We start from the raw sequence: 18,021 nt of genomic DNA, 5'->3' as shown, positions 1-18,021 counted from the left end.
CGGACTGTTACCTGAATGCGCGTTTACTAAATTAGGGAACCGCCGTATACCGAACGGTACGTACGGTGGTGGGAGAGGTCGGCGTAGGAACTAATCCTACGCCACCTACTCGATTTCACCCCTTAAACGCAGGATGAAACCGTTGTAAAGTATCCCGCAGGAATTCACGGTCTAAATGCGTATATATTTCAGTGGTAGTGATGCTTTCATGTCCCAGCATTTCCTGTACCGCACGCAGGTCGGCGCCACCTTCTACCAGGTGGGTAGCAAAAGAGTGCCGGAACGTATGTGGGGAAATGTTCTTGGTAATACCGGCTTTCTTTACCAGGTCTTTCAACATAAGAAAGATCATTACGCGGGTAAGTTTTGCGCCACGGCGGTTCAGGAACAGGATGTCTTCATGTCCTTTCTTTACCGGCATATGTACCCGGATATCTCTTTTATAGATCGTAATATATTTTATGGCCGATTCGCCAATAGGCACAAGACGTTCCTTATCGCCCTTACCAGTTACACGGATAAATCCTACATCAAGGTATAAGGCCGATATTTTCAGGTTCACTACCTCGCTTACCCGCAACCCGCAGCTATACATGGTTTCCAGAATGGTCTTATTTCGGCCGCCTTCGGGTTTGCTCAGGTCTATTTCGGCAATGATGGCTTCAATTTCCTCAAAAGTGAGTACATCGGGCAGGGCGCGTTTTAATTTGGGTGTTTCCAGCAGGGTAGTGGGGTCTTTGGAAACAATGTTTTCTATAAGGCAGTATTTATAGAACGAACGGATGCCTGAAATGATCCGGGCCTGTGAAGTAGGCGTCATCCCCAGCTCGCCTATCCAGCGGATGAACTGTTGCAGATCGGGCAGGGTTACATTGGCCGGACTCAGCACATTGTTCTTCTCCTGCAAAAACTGGGTCAGTTTGTCAATGTCGCGCAGGTAGGCCTCTACCGAGTTATCGGATAGCGATCTCTCCAGTTGTAAGAATGCCTTGAATCCTTTTTTATAAGGGTCCCACATAGTATCAGATTGAAACAAAATTGTGCCGCATCAACAACACTGTTGGCCCGTAACAAAATTTGCTATATTCGTTGCTCAAAAATAACGCATCCCGTTCATTGGCCACTTTTAAAATCAATTTGCCACTATGTTGATGAGTCTTCTCAAGATGAAACGTAAAATGCAGGCTAACCGCCCTGCTTTCAGAAGGTTCCTGACCAAACTGGAAAAGAACCCTCCGAAAAAGCTTGATGCGATGGCTGTGGAAATTGATAAAGAGGTATGGGCGGAAACCGATTGCCTGGCCTGTGCTAATTGTTGCAAAACCATGACGCCCACCTTCACCAATACTGATATTAAACGCATCTCAGCCCATCTTGAAATGACGGAAGATGCTTTTAAAAAGAAGTGGTTGAAGAAAGATCGCGCCGGTGACTGGATAAATACTGTGCAACCCTGTCAGTTCCTGAATTTGAAAGATAATAAGTGCTCTATTTATGAAGTGCGGCCGAAGGACTGTTCCGGCTTTCCGCACCATACCCGCCGCCATATGGTCGATTATATGCACGTGTTCAAACAAAACATTGAATATTGCCCGGCCACATTCCGGTTGGTAGAAAAGATGATTGAAAAGGTGAACGGGGTGGAAGCAGCAACTGTTGCTAAACCTGATGCTGTCGTGAGTAAGTTGAAAGAAGAAGGCAAAAAGCGTCACAAATAAACATCCTCGATAAAAAAGTATTCCGGCGGCTGGTCTTTTAACAAAGTAATAGATAAGATATTGAATTGCACCTGCCGCCATTGAGGGTTCTTGCGCATATAGGCATCGGCGCTGCGGATCATATTGTTTATCTTCTTCTTTGATACGCTTTCTTCGGGATGGCCAAAGAGCAGGTTGGTCCTGGTTTTTACTTCAATAATATGCAGCACCTGGTCGCGGGATGCAATTACGTCAACCTCAAACCGGGCATAACGCCAGTTGCGGTCTAAAATGGTAAAGTTCAGCTGCAGCAGGTAATCAACAGCCATGTCTTCCCCTTTTTTGCCGGTGTCATGATGCTGATAGCTCATAGCATTTTTGTATAATTGCAAATTACTGAAGTTCTATGTCGAATAATACTAAAATATACAAACTCGAGGGTAAGGTTCAACACTATACCTGGGGAGGGATGGATTTTATCCCGGCCCTGTTGCACCTGACCAATACCGATAAAAAGCCTTTTGCCGAATACTGGATGGGCGCTCATGACAATGTGCCTTCAGAAGTAGTGCTGCCTGACGGTAGCAAACAACCGCTCAATGCTTTTTTAAAACAGGATGCGGCCACTTTATTAGGTCAGCCTGTTAACCAGCGTTTCGGCCGTTTGCCCTACCTGTTTAAAGTACTCGATGTAAAAGACATGTTATCTATTCAGGTGCATCCTGGTAAAAAAGCGGCTGAATCGGCTTTTGCTGCCGAGAACATGAAAGGCACGCCATTGAACGCATCGAACCGGAATTACAAAGACGATAACCACAAGCCTGAACTGATGCTGGCGCTGAGTGATTTCTGGCTGCTGCATGGTTTTAAATCGCCCAGGGCCCTGGTGACCATCCTGATGCAAACCCCCGAGCTGCAGTTCCTGGTGCCGGTTTTTGATAATAAGAATTACCATGCCCTGTACGAAATGGTAATGACCATGGACCAGCACGAGGTGGAAGAGCATTTGCAGCCCCTGCTCGATCGCATTGTTCCCCTGTATGAAAAAGGATTTTTAGACAGGAGCCAGGAAGATTTCTGGGCTGCACGGGCCGCCAAAACATTTTGCGACGCCAACAAAATTGACCGCGGTATTTTTTCTATATACCTGTTTAACCTGGTGAACCTGAAACCGGGTGAAGCCATTTTTCAGGATGCCGGCATTCCGCACGCTTACCTGGAAGGGCAGAACATGGAGATCATGGCCAATTCCGACAACGTATTGCGGGGTGGCCTTACCAATAAATACATCGATGTGCCGGAGCTCATGCACCACACGAAGTTTGAACCGGTAATTCCCGATATTTTAAAAGGCGCCGCCGGAACTGTACCTGGCGAAACAGTATTTCCTACTCCAGCAGCAGATTTTGAACTGCGCAGGCTGGAACTGAAAGCCGGTACACCCGCATCGCTAACTGCTGCTACCGCCGACATTTATTTTGTGTATGAAGGGGCGGTTAAAGCTTCGGATGGGGCCAATGAGATTGCACTGGGTAAGGGCGACACTTTACTCGCCACAGCAGGCGCTTCGTTTACCCTTCAACCCTCACAGAATGCAGTGGTTTTCAGGGCAACAGTGCCTCAATAAGGGTTTCATTCCGCTGATGAAGCTCATTATGATAATTGAACCTTTTAAATTAACTTTGTATACATTCTTTTAGATATGAAAATCAATAAATCAGATATCTGGGTACTGGTAATAATGGTTGTAGTGGCCGCTTTGTACCGGGCCATTCCCAGCCGTCCGTTTGGTTTTGCCCCGCAACTGGCGTTGGCATTTTTCAGCGGTGCTATCTTAAGGGATAGAAAAGTACTGGCTTTTGTATTGCCGCTTTTGAGCATGTTTATTTCCGATCTATTATACCAGGGGCTTCATAGTGCAGGGCTTTCACCTATCTGGGGTTTTTATCCCGGCATGTGGATCGATTATGCCGCTTATGCTTCTGTAACGGTATTTGGGTTCTTTATGAAGAAGATCAATGTGTTGAATGTGTTGCTGACCGCACTGGCTGCGCCCACATACTTCTTCCTGTTAAGTAATTTCTTAACCTGGACTGGTTTGAACGGGTTTGATATGTATCCAAAAACCTTTGGTGGTTTAATGGCTGCCTATACTGCCGGATTACCTTTCTACCCCTATAGTGTGTTAAGCACTGTTTTCTTTAGCGGGGTGCTGTTTGGCAGCTGGTATTTCATCAACCACCGTTCGGTTAAACCGGTTATTGCTGCGTAGAAAATAAGCATTAAAAAATATTGATTAAGCCATCTGCTGCTGCGGGTGGCTTTTTTCATTCCCGCCAGTGCCTAAAAGGGCTATCTGGTATGCCTTGGATATGTGGGCATATGCTTTGGTGGTTGCACCGGGGTTGCACTGGAGTTGCACTGGATATAGGGTGTCAGTGCAACCCGGGTGGTAGGGTCAGAGCACTATATAGCCCTTATGCATTACATCAGAGTGCCTATAGCAGGGAGAGCAGTTCGGCCTTTGAAATGCCGTTCAGGTAGGAGGTAGCTGTTTTAATAAGCTTATCAGACAGCTCTTTTTTGTTATTTTGCAGTTTTACAATTTTTTCCTCGATGGTGCCCGGGGTAATCAGGCGAACGGCCACCACATTCTTTTTTTGGCCTATGCGGTAGCTGCGGTCAATAGCCTGGTTTTCTACAGCCGGGTTCCACCAGGGGTCAACGATGTACACATAATCGGCGGCGGTTAAATTTAACCCGGTTCCACCGGCCTTTAAACTGATCAGAAATACGCGGATGCCAGTCTCGTTCTGAAAGTTATGTACTGCCGATTCCCTGTTCCTGGTGTGGCCGGCCAGAAATTCAAAAGGAATGTTCCTTGCTTCCAGTTCTTTTTTTATGAGGTTGAGCATACCCACAAACTGCGAAAAAATAAGGATCTTATGCTGGGGCGATTTGCTTTCGATCTGGTCCAGTAACATTTCAATTTTGGCAGAACCATCACCCTGCAATTTTTCATCTTTCAACAATTGTGGCGAGTTACAGATCTGTCGTAACCGGGTCAGCCCTCTTAGCACATGCATGCTGTTTTTCGAGATTTCCTCATTGGTGATGTCTGTAAGAAAATCACGCAACTCTTTTTCACAGGTATCATACACATTGCGCTGTTCTTCACCCATGGGGCAGTAACAGATCATCTCGGTTTTGTCGGGCAGTTCGGTGGCCACTTCTGCCTTGGTTCTTCTCAAGATAAAAGGAGCCACTTTCTTTTGTAACTCTATTGACCGGCGTTTTACTTTAAACGTATCGATGGGGGTTGAGTAAATATGTTTAAAATGTTGCTTGCTACCCAGTAAACCAGGGCAGGCAAATGACAACTGGGCGTACAGATCGAATGTATTGTTCTCGATAGGGGTACCGGTAATGGCAATCTTATTTCTTGATTTCAGCAAGCGGGCTGCCTGGTACCGTTGTGATTCAATGTTTTTGATATTTTGCGATTCGTCAAGGAAAACGTAATTGAATGTATAATGCTGCAAAAAGGTGATATCCGAGATCAATGTACCGTACGACGTTAGAATGATCTCATACTCGTTGAACGAGTTGGTATTCTTCTGCCGGTCCGCATTGTATAAGGTTAGGATCTTTATAGATGGTGCAAACTTCTGCACTTCTTCCTGCCAGTTGAACAGAAGAGAAGTGGGCACTACCAGCAAGTTGGTATTTTGTTTTACTTTATTTCTTTGTAATAAAATAAAAGCGATGATCTGAATGGATTTACCCAGGCCCATATCATCGGCCAGTATACCGCCAAAATTGTAATCATCAATAAAATTTAACCAGTCCAGACCATGGTGCTGGTAATTGCGCAATGAACCGTGAAACTCCGCTGGAACGGCTACTTCCTTTATGGATGAGCTGGTAGCTATTTTGTCGGTATACATCGCCAGTTCTTCCTTCACCGGCGAATCGAGCATTTGTTCTTCGTACAGTTTTTTTACTTCGGAAAAATTGATCTTGGGCGTGATGAGGCTGTTGTCGATAATTTCGCCCGAAGTAAAATAGGCAGCCAGTTTTTCTATCCATTGTTCTGGCAGAATGCCTAACGTGCCATCACCTAATTGTACATATTTATTTTTATTGCGAACCGCATGTTGTAACCGGGTAAGGGAAGCTGTTTGGTTACCAAAACCTACTTTAATATCTGTAGAGAACCAGTTCAATCCGCTGGTTACTTTTATGTTCACTTTCGCCCGATGGCGGTTTAGTTTGTTCCCTTTAATTTGGTTAAAACCATAAATAATAATGCCTCCCTTTTCCCAGACCTCAAACGCATTAAAGAACCATTCTTCTTCTAAAAATCGGTTTTTATGCAGGTAGAAATGACGCAGGTCGTTATCGAGCTGTTCCAGGAAATCGGGATGTTGCTTTATTAACAGGGCGATGAAACCGGTTTCGGCCGGTTCATTCCGATACATGGTTTGTATTTTTCCTTCATCATCGGTTATATACAGCTGCCGTTTGGTACGAACGGGAATTTCTACATTGCCATATTTCATTACCGGGTCTATTATTACATAGTTGCCCAGTTCGCTTAAGTAAATAATTTTTTCCAACCCTTCACCAATACCTGCTTGTATTACCTGCTCCGGAACAGGGGAGAGGTTATCTGGATACAGGATAGACAGGTAGTCGGCCAACGGCGTTAAGATGGTTTCCTGGAATGATTTGAACTTCGATTCATGAATGCGAATAATGCCATTGGTACGCATAAAGAACCGGATCACATTAATCAAATGAAAATTGCCAATGGCATACAACGTATCGCCCAGGTGAAAGAAATAATCGTATTTGATGCGCAGGTCGTTCCAGTTGTATTCTTTTCCCTCGATGGTTGCCTGCAGGGTTAATTCATAAAAAGGTTCGGCCCATTGTACCCATAATGAAAGGTCATGCACCAGCGGGCCTATGTTAACCGCTTGAATAGAACCAGCAACGATCTTCTCTGAAAATTCGGGATTGTGATAATAGAAATCCAGCTGTAACGGATTTCGGATGATGGTTTTTAATGCGTCGAGATCGCTGGCCGTTCTGGCTGCTGTTGGATTATTTTGAAATCGGGCAACAGCGGAAAAGAACCTGGCATCGGTAACATCAGTTGTTGTCAATGCCAGATCAAGCGGATTGACTGGTGTTAACGGGTTTTTTATTTTACCGGCCTGTGAAGTTTCCGCCTGGTATAATTCAATGCATAATTGCTTATGAAACTTATATTGCTTTAGAACAATAAACAGTTTCTTATTGCCCGAATCAGTAATGCTTACCGGTATTGATGGCTCCATCTTCGGCAATAGTTGCTGAAAGTCGCTCATAAATTCTGGGGCCTCCCCCCGGCCCCCTCCGGTGGAGGGGGAGAAATACAACCTCGCGATAATATTCAACTTGTTAACTTTTCTGGCCTCCCCCAATGGGGCACCTATTAACTTGTTAATGTTTCAATTTGTCAACTTTATCAACTCTGTCAACGCTATCAACCCTGTTAACCTGTCAACTTGTTAACTCATCAACTCGTCAACTTATTAACTGGTCAACTACCCCTCAAACCCTACATCATCTAACAGGTTGCCTCCATCTGCAGCAGCAGTGGCTAATTGATCGCAGCGATTGTTAAATGGGTTATCGGCATGTCCTTTTACCCATACAAACCTGAGTTGATGCTTTTGCATCAGTTTATAAAAACGGGTCCATAAGTCCCTGTTCTTTTTGCCGCCTTTGAAATCAGTAGCGATCCAGTTCTTCAACCAGCCTTCCATCACTGCTTTTACAACATACTGGCTGTCGGAGTAAATAGTGATGTGCAACCCTTCTTTGGTCAATGCTTCCAGGGCGGCAATCACGGCCATTAACTCCATGCGGTTATTGGTGGTGCGGCGGTAACCGCCAGACAATTCCTTGCGACTGCTTCCCCATTGCAATATGGCCCCATAGCCACCCGGACCCGGGTTACCACGGGAGGCGCCATCAGTATAAATAACCAATTCTTTATTAGTAGTAGCCAAAATGAATACAGATTATAATTTAAGCCGGCAAGATACTATACCTGAATGACACCCGTATTAAAAGGTAGTATCTCGGGATTGTGATTGGCAGCAGCCAGGCTTTCTGAAATAATTTGCCGGGTTTGCGCCGGATCTATAATAGCATCAACCCACAGGCGGGCAGCTGCATAATAGGGCGTGGTTTGTTTCTCGTACCTGCCTTTTATATCGTTCAATAACTTTTGTTCTTCCTCTGGCGATACTTCGCTGCCCTTTGCTTTCATGGCGCTTACCTGTATCTGTAACAGGGTTTTGGCAGCCTGTTCACCACCCATTACCGCAATCTTTGCATTGGGCCAGGCATAAATAAAACGCGGGTCATAAGCCTTGCCGCACATGGCATAATTACCAGCGCCATACGAATTCCCTACAATAACAGTGATCTTGGGCACCACGGAGTTGGCTACCGCATTCACCATTTTAGCGCCGTCTTTTATAATGCCGGAATGTTCACTGCGCGAACCCACCATAAAACCGGTTACATCCTGCAGGAACACGAGAGGGATCTTTTTCTGATTACAATTCATAATAAAGCGGGCTGCTTTATCGGCACTGTCGTTATAAATCACGCCGCCCATCTGCATTTCGCCTTTAGCACTTTTTACAATGGTGCGCTGGTTGGCTACAATACCCACGGCCCAGCCATCGATGCGGGCATAGCCGCACAAAATGGTTTTGCCATAATCCTGTTTGAACTGTTCAAATACCGAGTCATCGGTTATTTGTTCAATGATCTGCAGCATATCGTAGGGACGGGTAGGATCGGCTGGAATAATGCCATAGAGATCTTCTGCTTTCTTTTTTGGCGCTTTTGGCGTACTGCGGTCAAAACCGGCTTTGGCTGTTTGCCCCAGTTTCGACATGATCCTTTTAACCTGGTCTAGACATTCTTCTTCGGTCTTGAATTTATAATCGGCAATACCGCTGATGGCATTATGCGTTTCTGCACCGCCCAGGGTTTCTGCATCGATGGTTTCACCAATGGCTGCTTTTACCAGGTAGGGACCGGCCAGAAAAATAGAACCGTTGCCTTCCACCATCAGGGTTTCATCGCTCATGATGGGCAGGTAGGCACCGCCTGCAACGCAGGCGCCCATAACAGCCGCAATTTGCGTAATGCCCATCGCGCTCATGCGGGCGTTGTTCCTGAATATTCTACCAAAATGTTCTTTGTCGGGAAATATTTCATCCTGCATGGGTAAGAACACGCCGGCGCTGTCAACAAGATATATAACCGGCAGGTGATTCTCCATAGCGATCTCCTGCAGGCGCAGGTTCTTTTTGCCGGTAATGGGAAACCAGGCGCCGGCCTTTACTGTTTGGTCATTGGCCAGAATAACGCATTGCCTTCCGCTTACATAGCCAACACCGGCAACGGTGCCGGCGGAAGGGCAGCCGCCTTGTTCTTCATACATCTCCCAGCCGGCAAAGGCCCCGATCTCTATAAATGGCGTATTGGGGTCGAGCAGGTAATCGATGCGTTCGCGGGCCGTTAATTTGTTTTTTTCTTTCTGTTTGGCAATCGCTTTTTTACCACCACCCAGGGCCACCTGTGCAAAACGTTGTTTCATTTCGCTGATGGCCCGTTTTATAACGTCCTCGTTGCGGTTAAACTCAAGATTCATGTAGTAGTTGTGTAGTTAATGTGCTATTATTTTACTATCGCAAGGGCCATCCCATCGTATTCTTTTATCCCTACCATTTGAAGAATGGTGGCGGAAACGGCGGAATTGGCGCCCAGCATGGCATTGAAACGTCTGGCGCCCTGTACAGCGGGCTCTGGATTTTTTTCATCCAGTACTTTGCCATCACGAATTACATTGTCGGCTACGATAAGCGTACCGGGACGTGATAACCGAAGCGCCCATTGAAAATATTCTGTGTAAGGTGGTTTGTCGGCATCGATAAAGATCATATCAAAAGGTCCCGCGCTTTCTTCTACTAATTGCGGTAATACGTCAATCGCTTTGCCTGTTCTGATCTGTACCTGGGAGGTCAGTCCGGCCCGGTCAATATTTTTTTGCGCTACGGCCGCATGTTTGGGGTCATATTCAAGAGTGATGAGTTTGCCATCCTTCGGTAAAGCCCGGGCCATCCAAATGGTGCTGTACCCCGCCAGTGTGCCCAGCTCCAGGATGTTTTTTGCATTACACAATTGGGCCAGCAATTGAAGGAACTTGCCCTGGTTGGGCGATACGCTGATGGCAGGCATGCCTGCTTCTTCTAAAGAATTGGTGGCGGCAATCAATGCATCGTCTTCGTGTCCCAGTAAATCGCTGATATAATGGTCAACGGATTCAAAAATTTGATTATTCATTTTTCACTTCCGGTATTTGTTTTATAAAATCTACAAAGCTTAGCATATTGGTTGCCCGGTTGAATGTCTTTAGTTTTTCCTGAATGGCAGGATATTCCGAGAAAAAGGGCAACAGCCTTTCTTTTGCCTGGTCATATCGCTTTTCCCGCATTCTTATATACACCGGAAAGGCGGCATACTCCGGTTTATCGTCCTTTGTTTTTTCGAAAATAAGATTGGGATAAGCGGAAAAACCGCCCTGCAGGGCATCGTACCCATTGTACAGCACATAATAAACATTGATCTTGCCGGTATAAATGATCTGGGCAAAGGTGTATTTCAGTTTCGACATCTTGTTTAACAAGGGGTAATTCTCGCCATAGATCTCCAGGTTCGATAACATTTTAAAATGCAGCGTGTCTGTGATAAACCCTTGCAGATCGGGAATTTGATATTTTTCCTCGACGGCATTGTTGTTCAATTTAAACCTGAGTTTTTCTGACGGGTCAGGGAACCATTTTATCAATCCTGTTTTCTGGGTCCCGTCTTTCAGAATAATGGTGCCAGAAACAAAATTTTTGATAAATGGGTAATCCTGAGCGCTTACTGAGCAGGTTATGAACAGGCAAACAATAATAATTAAACTTTTCATAGTACTATTGTTGTGGTGAATTTAAAGAAAATGTGGTAAATAGCCGGTTCGTAGCGTTGTTAATATTTATAACTTAAGGGGAGGAATGGACGGTTTGGAGGGCTATTGTTAGCAAAATAATATTCTATGTGGAGGAAAAAAACTGCCTGGTTAGTATTGTTAGGCCTGGCCATTTTCATTAAAATCTTTTCTTTATTCCCCGATGCAGTGGAGAAATATTATGCATCGGGACTCTATCCTTTTATTTCAAAACTCCAACGCATATTATTGGGCTGGCTGCCTTTTAGTGTGGGTGACATCTTTTACGCGCTGATTATTGTGTGGTTGATAAACAGATTATATAAAACCATCAGGCGCATTATAAAAAAGCAAACAAATAAAAAGTACTGGTTACAGGCCATGTCACAGCTGGGGATTATCGTGTTGGTGGTGTATGTATCTTTTAATTTGTTATGGGGGTTGAATTACAACCGGCGCGGGGTGGCTTACCAGTTAGGGTTGAAGGTAGAACGTTATTCGAAAGACGATCTGGTGCACGTGATGCAGGAGGTGGTTTTCCGGTTGAACGCACTCGATTCGCCATCCCGGGTGAACCGCGAAGCCCTGCTGCGGAAAAGGAATCTGTTTAACGGTGCTACGGCAGCTTACGATCGGCTGGCGCGTAATGAGACGCATTTTACCTATTCTTTCAGCTCAGTAAAACCTTCTTTATACAGTTACCTCGGAAATTATCTTGGGTATACCGGATATTATAATCCATTCAGTGGAGAGGCGCAGGTAAATACTACGGTGCCCTTATTTGTGCAGCCTTTTACGACCTGTCATGAAATTGGCCACCAGTTGGGATATGCCAGGGAGAATGAGGCCAATTTTGCGGGTTATTTGTCTGCCCGCTCATCACAAGATCCGCTTTTCAGGTACTCGGTTTATTTTGACCTGTACAGCTATTCGAGGTATTATTTGTATGCCCAGGATTCGGTAACAGCCAAACAGCTCGATGCGCAACTGTCACCAGGCATTAAAACCGATTACCACGAATTGAGAGAGTTTGTAAAAAAGTACCGGAACCCCATGGAGGAGATCATCGACCACCTGTATGGCCAATACCTAAAGGCCAATAATCAGCCAGGCGGAAAATTAACCTACAATGAAGTAGTGGCCTGGCTGGTGGCGTATTATAAGAAGTTTGGGAAAGATGCTATTTAGAACTTGTTCTTCCACATCATACTTTCAACCGGTTTGTCGGGTTGACCGCTGTATTTGGCGTCTTTCTTTTGGTTGTATTTGATGGCAATTTCCCCTTCAACCGGGAAATAGATCAGTTGACCAATGGGCATGCCTTTGTAGATCTTTACAGGTTGTTTTACCGAAATTTCCAGTGTCCAGTTGCCGCAGAAACCCACATCACCCTTGCCGGCAGTGGCATGAATATCGATCCCCAGGCGGCCGGTAGAGGATTTTCCTTCCAGGAACGGCACATGGGCGTGGGTTTCGGTATATTCTTGTGTTACCCCCAGGTAAAATACATGCGGATAAAGCACAAAACCGTCTTCGGGTATTTCGAAATACTCAATTTCGTTGTGTTTTTTTGCATCCAGGATATGCTCCCGATAGGTAGCCAGGTATTTACCCAGGTGTACATCGTAGCTATTACTACCCAGGCATTCTCGATTATAGGGTTCAATGCGGATGCTGCCTTTCTCAATTTCTTCCAGTATGCGTTTATCCGACAAGATCATGTGATGTGATTAGTTTATATTTGATAGTTGTTTAACCGACTGTATGCTGCGCTTGAAAATTGGTGCAATGTAAAATCTAAAACGCTACTGTGGCACTGTTTTATCAACATAATATTAACGAAAATACAAAATTGGGCATCTGGCGTATAGAAGAGCCGGAGGCGTTTTACCTGGAAAAAGTACCGTTGAAGAAGGGGGTATCTCACCCGTATAAACGGCTTCAGCACCTGGCCGGACGGTTCCTGCTGCCCACTTTATATGCCGATTTTCCGCTGGAAGAAATATTAGTAGCCGACACCCGAAAACCCTTTTTGGAGAGTGAGCAATACCACTTTTCGATTTCGCATGGGGGCAACTTTGCCGCAGCCATTGTGAGCAGTCATAGCCGGGTGGGGGTTGATATTGAGCTGGTTTCTTCCCGCATAGTGGCCATTTCCCATAAATTCCTGCACTATAACGAAAAAGTCTTCCTGAATGCCTGGACGCACCTGCCCAAAATTCACCTGGAGCTGACCACCGTTTTATGGAGCGCCAAGGAAGCCATTTACAAATGGTATGGGCATGGGGAACTGGATTTCAGGCAACATATGCAGTTAAATGGTCCCATCACCTTCAAGGCAGATGAAACCATTGTATTGCCCTTTGTATTTCAAAAACATGAGTCCGTTCCCCTGACAGTAGAAGCAAGAATATTTGACCAGCTGGCCCTGGCCTGGGTTATGACCGAGGGGTAGAGCAGATCACTCATCAACAAGGAGTGTATCAGTATCATCGATAAGGTCTAATTGAATGTTATCGTTACCGGCGATACCTTCTATGGAACCTTTGATATGGGCGGCATTCAATAATACCTTCTCAAGCTGTTTTTGACGCATCTTCCACAATTTTTCCATGGCCTCCCGTTCTTTCTGGATCGACAGGTTCATGGCCTGGAACCCTTCCCGGATGGCCTTCCACTGTTCGCTGAATTCGTTGCTGGTTAAATACGCATACAACATATGCATTTTGTCGCCCTTGTTTTCATGCGTTTTGGCCGCCATGAAAATTTTCAGAATACCATCCCGCAGTACATGTACCAGCGCCAGTACGTCACTAAAAGAACAGATCCAGATACCATCGAGCTGAGCGAAGGTAGAGATCTGTTCGGGCATGGCCTGGGTAACAATAACGCCCATGTCGGCAGAGGTACTGCGCATATCGGCCTTCAGCTTTTCGATCCAGTTTTTATCAAAATGCTTGGTGCGTTTGCTTTCAAAGATGATCTTGCCGCATTCCTGTCCCAGGTTGTTGCGAATGGTCAGGGTACAGTCGGCGCCACGAATACCTTTTCCTACCTCGCTTACCAGGTCGAAGGGAAAGGCGGATTTCAGCATTTCTTCCAGGATCAGTTCCTGCACCTCACCCTGTAATTGCATGGAGCCTTGTTCGGCCTTGCGCCGCATTTCCTCGGCCAGTTTTTTCTGGTCGTCCAGTTGTTTTTCCAGTTCACGCAACCGTAACTGGTATTCGTTTTCGCGGGTGGCTGTTTTTTGCTCTTCCAGTTTGCGCAATTCTTCTGACAATTTCGCCCGTTCTTCCTGCAACTTTCGTTGTACAGAAAGTTCCAGTTCGGCTTCTTTATTTTTGAGGGCCTGCTCTTTTTGAAGGAACCCGATCTCTTTTTGCCGGGCCTCTATTAGTTTATTTTCCTGGTCTTTATTAGCTTGCTGCAGGAGTTGCAATTTGGTTTCGAAGTCAGATGCAATGGTTTTGCGCAGGTTTACTTCGAGCGACTGTTGAAGCCGCACTGTTTCTTCCTGCAATTTTTTTGCATACTCTGCATCTTTATGTTGAACCTGCTGTATCAGTTCTTTCTCTCTTTTGGCAAAATCTTCTTCTTTCTGTTTCAGAAAAACCTGCATCTTTTCCCTCAGTTCCTTTTTAATATCTTCAGAAACAGCATCTTCAATGGCAAACTTGTGTCCACAACCCGGGCATTTTATATCTGTAGCCATGTACGAATTTTGCGCAATTTAAGGAAAAGGTTAGTTGTACGCGGGGAATGGCGGGTAGGTGTTAGTAAAATATAGCGGCAAGATTCAAATTGTAAGTAGCACACAATCATAAATGTTGAGTAGTGATTGCGATCACTCTAACAACAATTCGTAAACTGGTAAATGTTTACCTTTACCCATCCTTCATATTTTTTTTTGCCAAGCCATAATTTTATTACTTTCGTATACCTGCACACTTGATCCTCGTGCAGAGACCCAACCAAGCGAATTCAGAGATTGCCAATTGTTATTATGTCCCATCAAGTTCGATGCAATCAACCTTGTCCTGAAATATGTATTTTAAGTCATTACAATACCGTACATATGTTTACTGAATGTGCTGGCTTATAATACCACTGGTATAAACTTCAGATAATATTTCTAAAAGGTGGCTCTGTTTATTGATCAGGCAGCTCAAACATGAAGGTTAGTTTCCCGATTTTACCAATGGATGTATCCCGGTAATGAATATGTAATTGAACGGTGTGGCAAAGGGTTATATCTAACGGTTAATCATATTTGTGAATTAAACCCTTCTCAGTTGGCTACTACCCATAAACATATTGCTGAACTCATTGACAGACACCGTAGTAATAGTTTGAGCGAGCGCGAAAGGCAAGCGTTGCAAGCGTGGATCGATCTGTGTGAAGATAACCGGATGTTATTTGAACGTTTAAAAAGCCAGGGCTTTGTTTCCGATATCCTGCTTGAATTATATAGCACAGGTATAAACGAAGAAGGAGCAAAGATCAGGTTGATGTTCCCGCATCAAAGGCAGCAACCTTTTTTAAGGGCCCTTCAAATTGTGGCCATTATCATGGGCCTGTTGCTTACGGGCATAGCCATATATTCACTCCTGCAGCTAAACCGGGGTAAAAATCTCATGTTTGTTGACGCCCATCCAAAAGATGGATTGAGCGACAGTCTGTCGCCCGATGTACACCGGGTTGCATTAAGATTGGCGAATGGTCGCATCATATACCTTGATAGCAGCATAAATGGTCATATTGCGTTGCAATACAGATCAGTTATATATAAGCGAGGAGATGTGGTGCGGTATGAGTGGTCAACCGGGGATGCACAACCTGAATTGGAGTATAACACGGTCACAACACCACGAGCAAGAAAATTTGAGATAGAATTGCCCGATGGTAGCAAGGCCTGGTTAAATGCTTCATCAAGCATCACCTTTCCCACAGCGTTTATTGGCAAAAAACGCGTGGTGCAAATAACAGGGGAGGTATATTTTGAAGTGAGCCGCCATGCAATGGTGTTGGGGGCAGGGATAGAAAAGAAGCCGTTTGTTGTACAGGTTAATCCCCTTCCCGGAACTAAAGGAGCAGGCGCTGCCATTGAAGTGATGGGAACCTATTTTAATGTGAACGCGTATGGTGATGAACCGATTATAAAAACTACTTTATTGGAAGGAAGTGTAAAAGTGAGCAACCAGTTTCAGCCATCCCGCGTAGCTATGCAGTCGGCTATATTAACACCCGGACAGCAGGCGCAGATTAACGGCGATGGACAACTTGAAGTTGAAAAGTATGCAGATATTCAGGACGTAATGGCCTGGCGTAAAGACCTTTTCATATTTAATGATCTTGATATAAAACTACTTATGCGTCAGCTTGCAAGGCAGTATGATTATGAAATAGCATTTAAAGAACCTGTTTCCGGTCATTATACTTTATCCGTTATGAGACAAATGCCAATTAACCAGATATTGGAGGCGCTTGAGTTTGCAGGGGGGGTGCATTTTAAAATTGAGGGACGTACAATTGTTGTTTCTCAATAGCATAAGAAGATTCTTTCGGTTAAATGTATATGGACCGGTAGGGGCCGGTTCTGATATAAATTATAACAGTGTAATGTTAGCGGACAGCTAATCACAAGTTTAAAGACATGACAAGAATTTTGTTAATGCTTTGTTTAGTGGCGTGTCTACCTCGGAATGCGCAATCGCAGTTTACTATATCAGTGGATAATGTTCCACTTAAGAAAGTAATACAGCAGGTTGAACGGGGCGGGAAGTACTTTTTTGCTTATAGGACTGATCTTCTCCAGGATACCAGGCGCGTTTCGGTGCACGTACAGGATGGTACCGTTGAAGAGGTGCTTGAACAGGCGCTGCAGGGATCAGGATTACGTTACATGATCGTTGGCAAAATAATCACGGTAGGGATTGATTCTTCTGCTGCGCGGTTTCAAAAGCCTAAACTATGGACAATAGAAGGTATGGTGATCAACGAAGCCGGTGAACCGCTGGCAAAGGTGACGGTACAGGAAAGCGGCACCCAAACAGGTACTACTTCAAATAATGATGGACAATTTAATATAACCCTGAAGCCTAATGCCCTTTTAACTTTTAGTAGTGTGGGGTATGAGTCGGTTCAAAAACCAATAAAAGACCCTTCCTTTGTTACCATCCGGTTAAAGCCCCAGGTAAAAGACCTGGATGAAACTGTTATTACAGGGTATGGTAAAACCTCAAAACGATACAATACCGGTTCCATTTATAAAGTAAACGCTGTTGATATTGCCCGCCAGCCGGTATCTGATCCGATGGCAGCCATGGAGGGCCGCGTACCCGGGTTGCTCATTACCCAAAACAATGGGCTACCTGGCTCTTCCTACAAAGTTCAATTACGCGGACAAAGCTCCATTGGTATCGACCCGGGCAACTTGCCACCCAATGACCCCTTATTTATTATAGATGGGGTTCCTTACGCACCTAATAATAGTCTGCCACAATCTGTTCGTTCCGGTACAGCACTGGGCGATGCAGGAAGAAGTCCGCTTTCATTTATTAATATTGGTGATATTGATCATATTGAGGTGTTGAAAGATGCCGATGCAACGGCAATTTATGGAAGCCGTGGTTCCAATGGGGTCATATTGATCACTACAAAAAAGGGAACTGTTGGCAAACCTCTATTTACCTGTAATATCAATAATGGCTTTAGCAGAGTTACCCGTTATCCTGATATGTTGAACACGACCCAATATGTGCAAATGCGAAAGGAAGCATTGGAAAACGATGGGTTGCAGGTAGATAAGATCAATGCGCCCGATCTGCTTACCTGGGATACTACGCGCAACACCGACTTTAAAAAAATGCTTATTGGCGGCCAGGCGGTTACCAGCAATGTGCAGCTTTCTTTATCAGGCGGTTCAAAGCGGTTACAATATTTTTTTGGAACTGCTTATCACCATGAAACGACTGTATTCCCCGGTAATCTTAATAATAAAAGGCTCTCAGGGCATATTAATCTTCATTATCAGAACCGGGATTCGAATTTAAATGTGACATTGTCTGTTATAGCAATGAATGATAAAAACAGATCAATTACAAGTGATCTGACCTATTATGTAAATCAGGCGCCTAATACACCCGTTTTGTATGATTCGCTAGGTAAATTGAACTGGATACAGGGTGACCTGGCATTTGTAAACCCATTGTCGAGCCTGCTTAAGACCTATGAAACAGAGACGAATAATGTGCT

16 protein-coding genes are annotated in these 18,021 nt (G+C 44.8%); 7 read left to right on the top strand and 9 right to left on the bottom strand.

The genetic code is table 11. The features are described 5' to 3' along the window. Nucleotides 1-115: 115 nt before the first annotated feature. On the bottom strand, nucleotides 116-1,018 hold the full coding sequence (gene xerD / locus ACJ751_RS18840) for a site-specific tyrosine recombinase XerD (protein WP_407747067.1): 903 nt from the start codon (nucleotides 1,016-1,018) through the stop codon (nucleotides 116-118). Between the two features lie 148 nt (nucleotides 1,019-1,166). Here xerD and ACJ751_RS18835 point away from each other — a divergent pair, with 148 nt between their 5' ends. Continuing rightward, nucleotides 1,167-1,718, top strand: coding sequence for a YkgJ family cysteine cluster protein (locus tag ACJ751_RS18835; RefSeq protein ID WP_407747066.1), 552 nt, complete (start codon nucleotides 1,167-1,169; stop codon nucleotides 1,716-1,718). Here the strand turns inward: ACJ751_RS18835 and ACJ751_RS18830 are convergent. Continuing rightward, complete coding sequence (locus ACJ751_RS18830) at nucleotides 1,709-2,068, bottom strand: YraN family protein (protein WP_407747065.1); 360 nt, start codon at nucleotides 2,066-2,068, stop codon at nucleotides 1,709-1,711. The genes ACJ751_RS18835 and ACJ751_RS18830 overlap by 10 nt on opposite strands. 35 nt (nucleotides 2,069-2,103) lie before the next feature. On the opposite strand from ACJ751_RS18830, the gene manA reads away from it, so the two are divergent. Together manA and ACJ751_RS18820 are read left to right on the top strand one after the other, a co-directional pair. Further along, nucleotides 2,104-3,324 carry a mannose-6-phosphate isomerase, class I gene (gene manA, locus ACJ751_RS18825; protein WP_407747064.1) on the top strand — a complete coding sequence of 407 codons (1,221 nt, stop codon included), beginning with the start codon at nucleotides 2,104-2,106 and terminating at the stop codon, nucleotides 3,322-3,324. A gap of 75 nt (nucleotides 3,325-3,399) precedes the next feature. Continuing rightward, complete coding sequence (locus ACJ751_RS18820; protein WP_407747063.1) at nucleotides 3,400-3,969, top strand: DUF6580 family putative transport protein; 570 nt, start codon at nucleotides 3,400-3,402, stop codon at nucleotides 3,967-3,969. A gap of 226 nt (nucleotides 3,970-4,195) precedes the next feature. On the opposite strand, the gene ACJ751_RS18815 is transcribed toward ACJ751_RS18820, so the two are convergent. The 5 genes from ACJ751_RS18815 to ACJ751_RS18795 all read right to left on the bottom strand — a co-directional run bounded on the left by ACJ751_RS18815 (nucleotide 4,196) and on the right by ACJ751_RS18795 (nucleotide 10,746). Next, the gene (locus tag ACJ751_RS18815) at nucleotides 4,196-7,042 is read right to left on the bottom strand and encodes an SNF2-related protein (RefSeq protein ID WP_407747062.1); all 2,847 of its coding nucleotides are present in this window, start codon (nucleotides 7,040-7,042) and stop codon (nucleotides 4,196-4,198) included. A gap of 249 nt (nucleotides 7,043-7,291) precedes the next feature. Then, nucleotides 7,292-7,759 (bottom strand): ribonuclease HI, encoded by a 468-nt coding sequence (gene rnhA, locus ACJ751_RS18810; RefSeq protein ID WP_407747061.1) that lies wholly within the window; start codon nucleotides 7,757-7,759, stop codon nucleotides 7,292-7,294. A gap of 35 nt (nucleotides 7,760-7,794) precedes the next feature. After that, complete coding sequence (locus ACJ751_RS18805; protein ID WP_407747060.1) at nucleotides 7,795-9,423, bottom strand: acyl-CoA carboxylase subunit beta; 1,629 nt, start codon at nucleotides 9,421-9,423, stop codon at nucleotides 7,795-7,797. A gap of 26 nt (nucleotides 9,424-9,449) precedes the next feature. Further along, a complete protein-coding gene (locus tag ACJ751_RS18800; RefSeq protein ID WP_407747059.1) occupies nucleotides 9,450-10,115 on the bottom strand; it encodes an O-methyltransferase in 666 nt (221 codons plus the stop codon). Continuing rightward, nucleotides 10,108-10,746 carry a hypothetical protein gene (locus ACJ751_RS18795; protein WP_407747058.1) on the bottom strand — a complete coding sequence of 213 codons (639 nt, stop codon included), beginning with the start codon at nucleotides 10,744-10,746 and terminating at the stop codon, nucleotides 10,108-10,110. The genes ACJ751_RS18800 and ACJ751_RS18795 overlap by 8 nt, the downstream gene beginning before the upstream one ends. A gap of 126 nt (nucleotides 10,747-10,872) precedes the next feature. Here ACJ751_RS18795 and ACJ751_RS18790 point away from each other — a divergent pair, with 126 nt between their 5' ends. Further along, a complete protein-coding gene (locus ACJ751_RS18790; protein WP_407747057.1) occupies nucleotides 10,873-11,952 on the top strand; it encodes a DUF3810 domain-containing protein in 1,080 nt (359 codons plus the stop codon). Here ACJ751_RS18790 and dcd read toward each other — a convergent pair. Beyond that, nucleotides 11,949-12,485 (bottom strand): dCTP deaminase, encoded by a 537-nt coding sequence (gene dcd, locus ACJ751_RS18785; RefSeq protein ID WP_407747056.1) that lies wholly within the window; start codon nucleotides 12,483-12,485, stop codon nucleotides 11,949-11,951. The two genes, ACJ751_RS18790 and dcd, sit on opposite strands and share 4 nt — an antisense overlap. An 89-nt stretch (nucleotides 12,486-12,574) precedes the next feature. Here dcd and ACJ751_RS18780 point away from each other — a divergent pair, with 89 nt between their 5' ends. Beyond that, nucleotides 12,575-13,219 (top strand): 4'-phosphopantetheinyl transferase family protein, encoded by a 645-nt coding sequence (locus ACJ751_RS18780; protein ID WP_407747055.1) that lies wholly within the window; start codon nucleotides 12,575-12,577, stop codon nucleotides 13,217-13,219. A gap of 6 nt (nucleotides 13,220-13,225) precedes the next feature. Here the strand turns inward: ACJ751_RS18780 and ACJ751_RS18775 are convergent, their stop codons facing one another. After that, complete coding sequence (locus tag ACJ751_RS18775) at nucleotides 13,226-14,479, bottom strand: DUF2130 domain-containing protein (protein WP_407747054.1); 1,254 nt, start codon at nucleotides 14,477-14,479, stop codon at nucleotides 13,226-13,228. 580 nt (nucleotides 14,480-15,059) lie between these two features. Here ACJ751_RS18775 and ACJ751_RS18770 point away from each other — a divergent pair. Further along, complete coding sequence (locus tag ACJ751_RS18770) at nucleotides 15,060-16,313, top strand: FecR family protein (protein WP_407747053.1); 1,254 nt, start codon at nucleotides 15,060-15,062, stop codon at nucleotides 16,311-16,313. A gap of 182 nt (nucleotides 16,314-16,495) precedes the next feature. Then, the coding region (locus ACJ751_RS18765; protein ID WP_407747052.1) for a TonB-dependent receptor plug domain-containing protein at nucleotides 16,496-18,021 on the top strand (1,526 nt) is incomplete at its 3' end.

It is taken from the genome of Niastella sp., assembly GCF_045805085.1.
Classification (GTDB): Bacteria; Bacteroidota; Bacteroidia; order Chitinophagales; family Chitinophagaceae; genus Niastella.
This window is presented reverse-complemented; position numbering and strand designations above follow the sequence as displayed.

Bases quoted from the DNA above. Each gene is read 5' to 3' on its own strand.
- xerD (WP_407747067.1), bottom strand. From the start codon at position 1,018: ATGTGGGACCCTTATAAAAAAGGATTCAAGGCATTCTTACAACTGGAG.
- ACJ751_RS18835 (WP_407747066.1), top strand. From the start codon at position 1,167: ATGAAACGTAAAATGCAGGCTAACCGCCCTGCTTTCAGAAGGTTCCTG.
- ACJ751_RS18830 (WP_407747065.1), bottom strand. From the start codon at position 2,068: ATGAGCTATCAGCATCATGACACCGGCAAAAAAGGGGAAGACATGGCT.
- manA (WP_407747064.1), top strand. From the start codon at position 2,104: ATGTCGAATAATACTAAAATATACAAACTCGAGGGTAAGGTTCAACAC.
- ACJ751_RS18820 (WP_407747063.1), top strand. From the start codon at position 3,400: ATGAAAATCAATAAATCAGATATCTGGGTACTGGTAATAATGGTTGTA.
- ACJ751_RS18815 (WP_407747062.1), bottom strand. From the start codon at position 7,042: ATGGAGCCATCAATACCGGTAAGCATTACTGATTCGGGCAATAAGAAA.
- ACJ751_RS18805 (WP_407747060.1), bottom strand. From the start codon at position 9,423: ATGAATCTTGAGTTTAACCGCAACGAGGACGTTATAAAACGGGCCATC.
- ACJ751_RS18800 (WP_407747059.1), bottom strand. From the start codon at position 10,115: ATGAATAATCAAATTTTTGAATCCGTTGACCATTATATCAGCGATTTA.
- ACJ751_RS18795 (WP_407747058.1), bottom strand. From the start codon at position 10,746: ATGAAAAGTTTAATTATTATTGTTTGCCTGTTCATAACCTGCTCAGTA.
- ACJ751_RS18790 (WP_407747057.1), top strand. From the start codon at position 10,873: ATGTGGAGGAAAAAAACTGCCTGGTTAGTATTGTTAGGCCTGGCCATT.
- dcd (WP_407747056.1), bottom strand. From the start codon at position 12,485: ATGATCTTGTCGGATAAACGCATACTGGAAGAAATTGAGAAAGGCAGC.
- ACJ751_RS18775 (WP_407747054.1), bottom strand. From the start codon at position 14,479: ATGGCTACAGATATAAAATGCCCGGGTTGTGGACACAAGTTTGCCATT.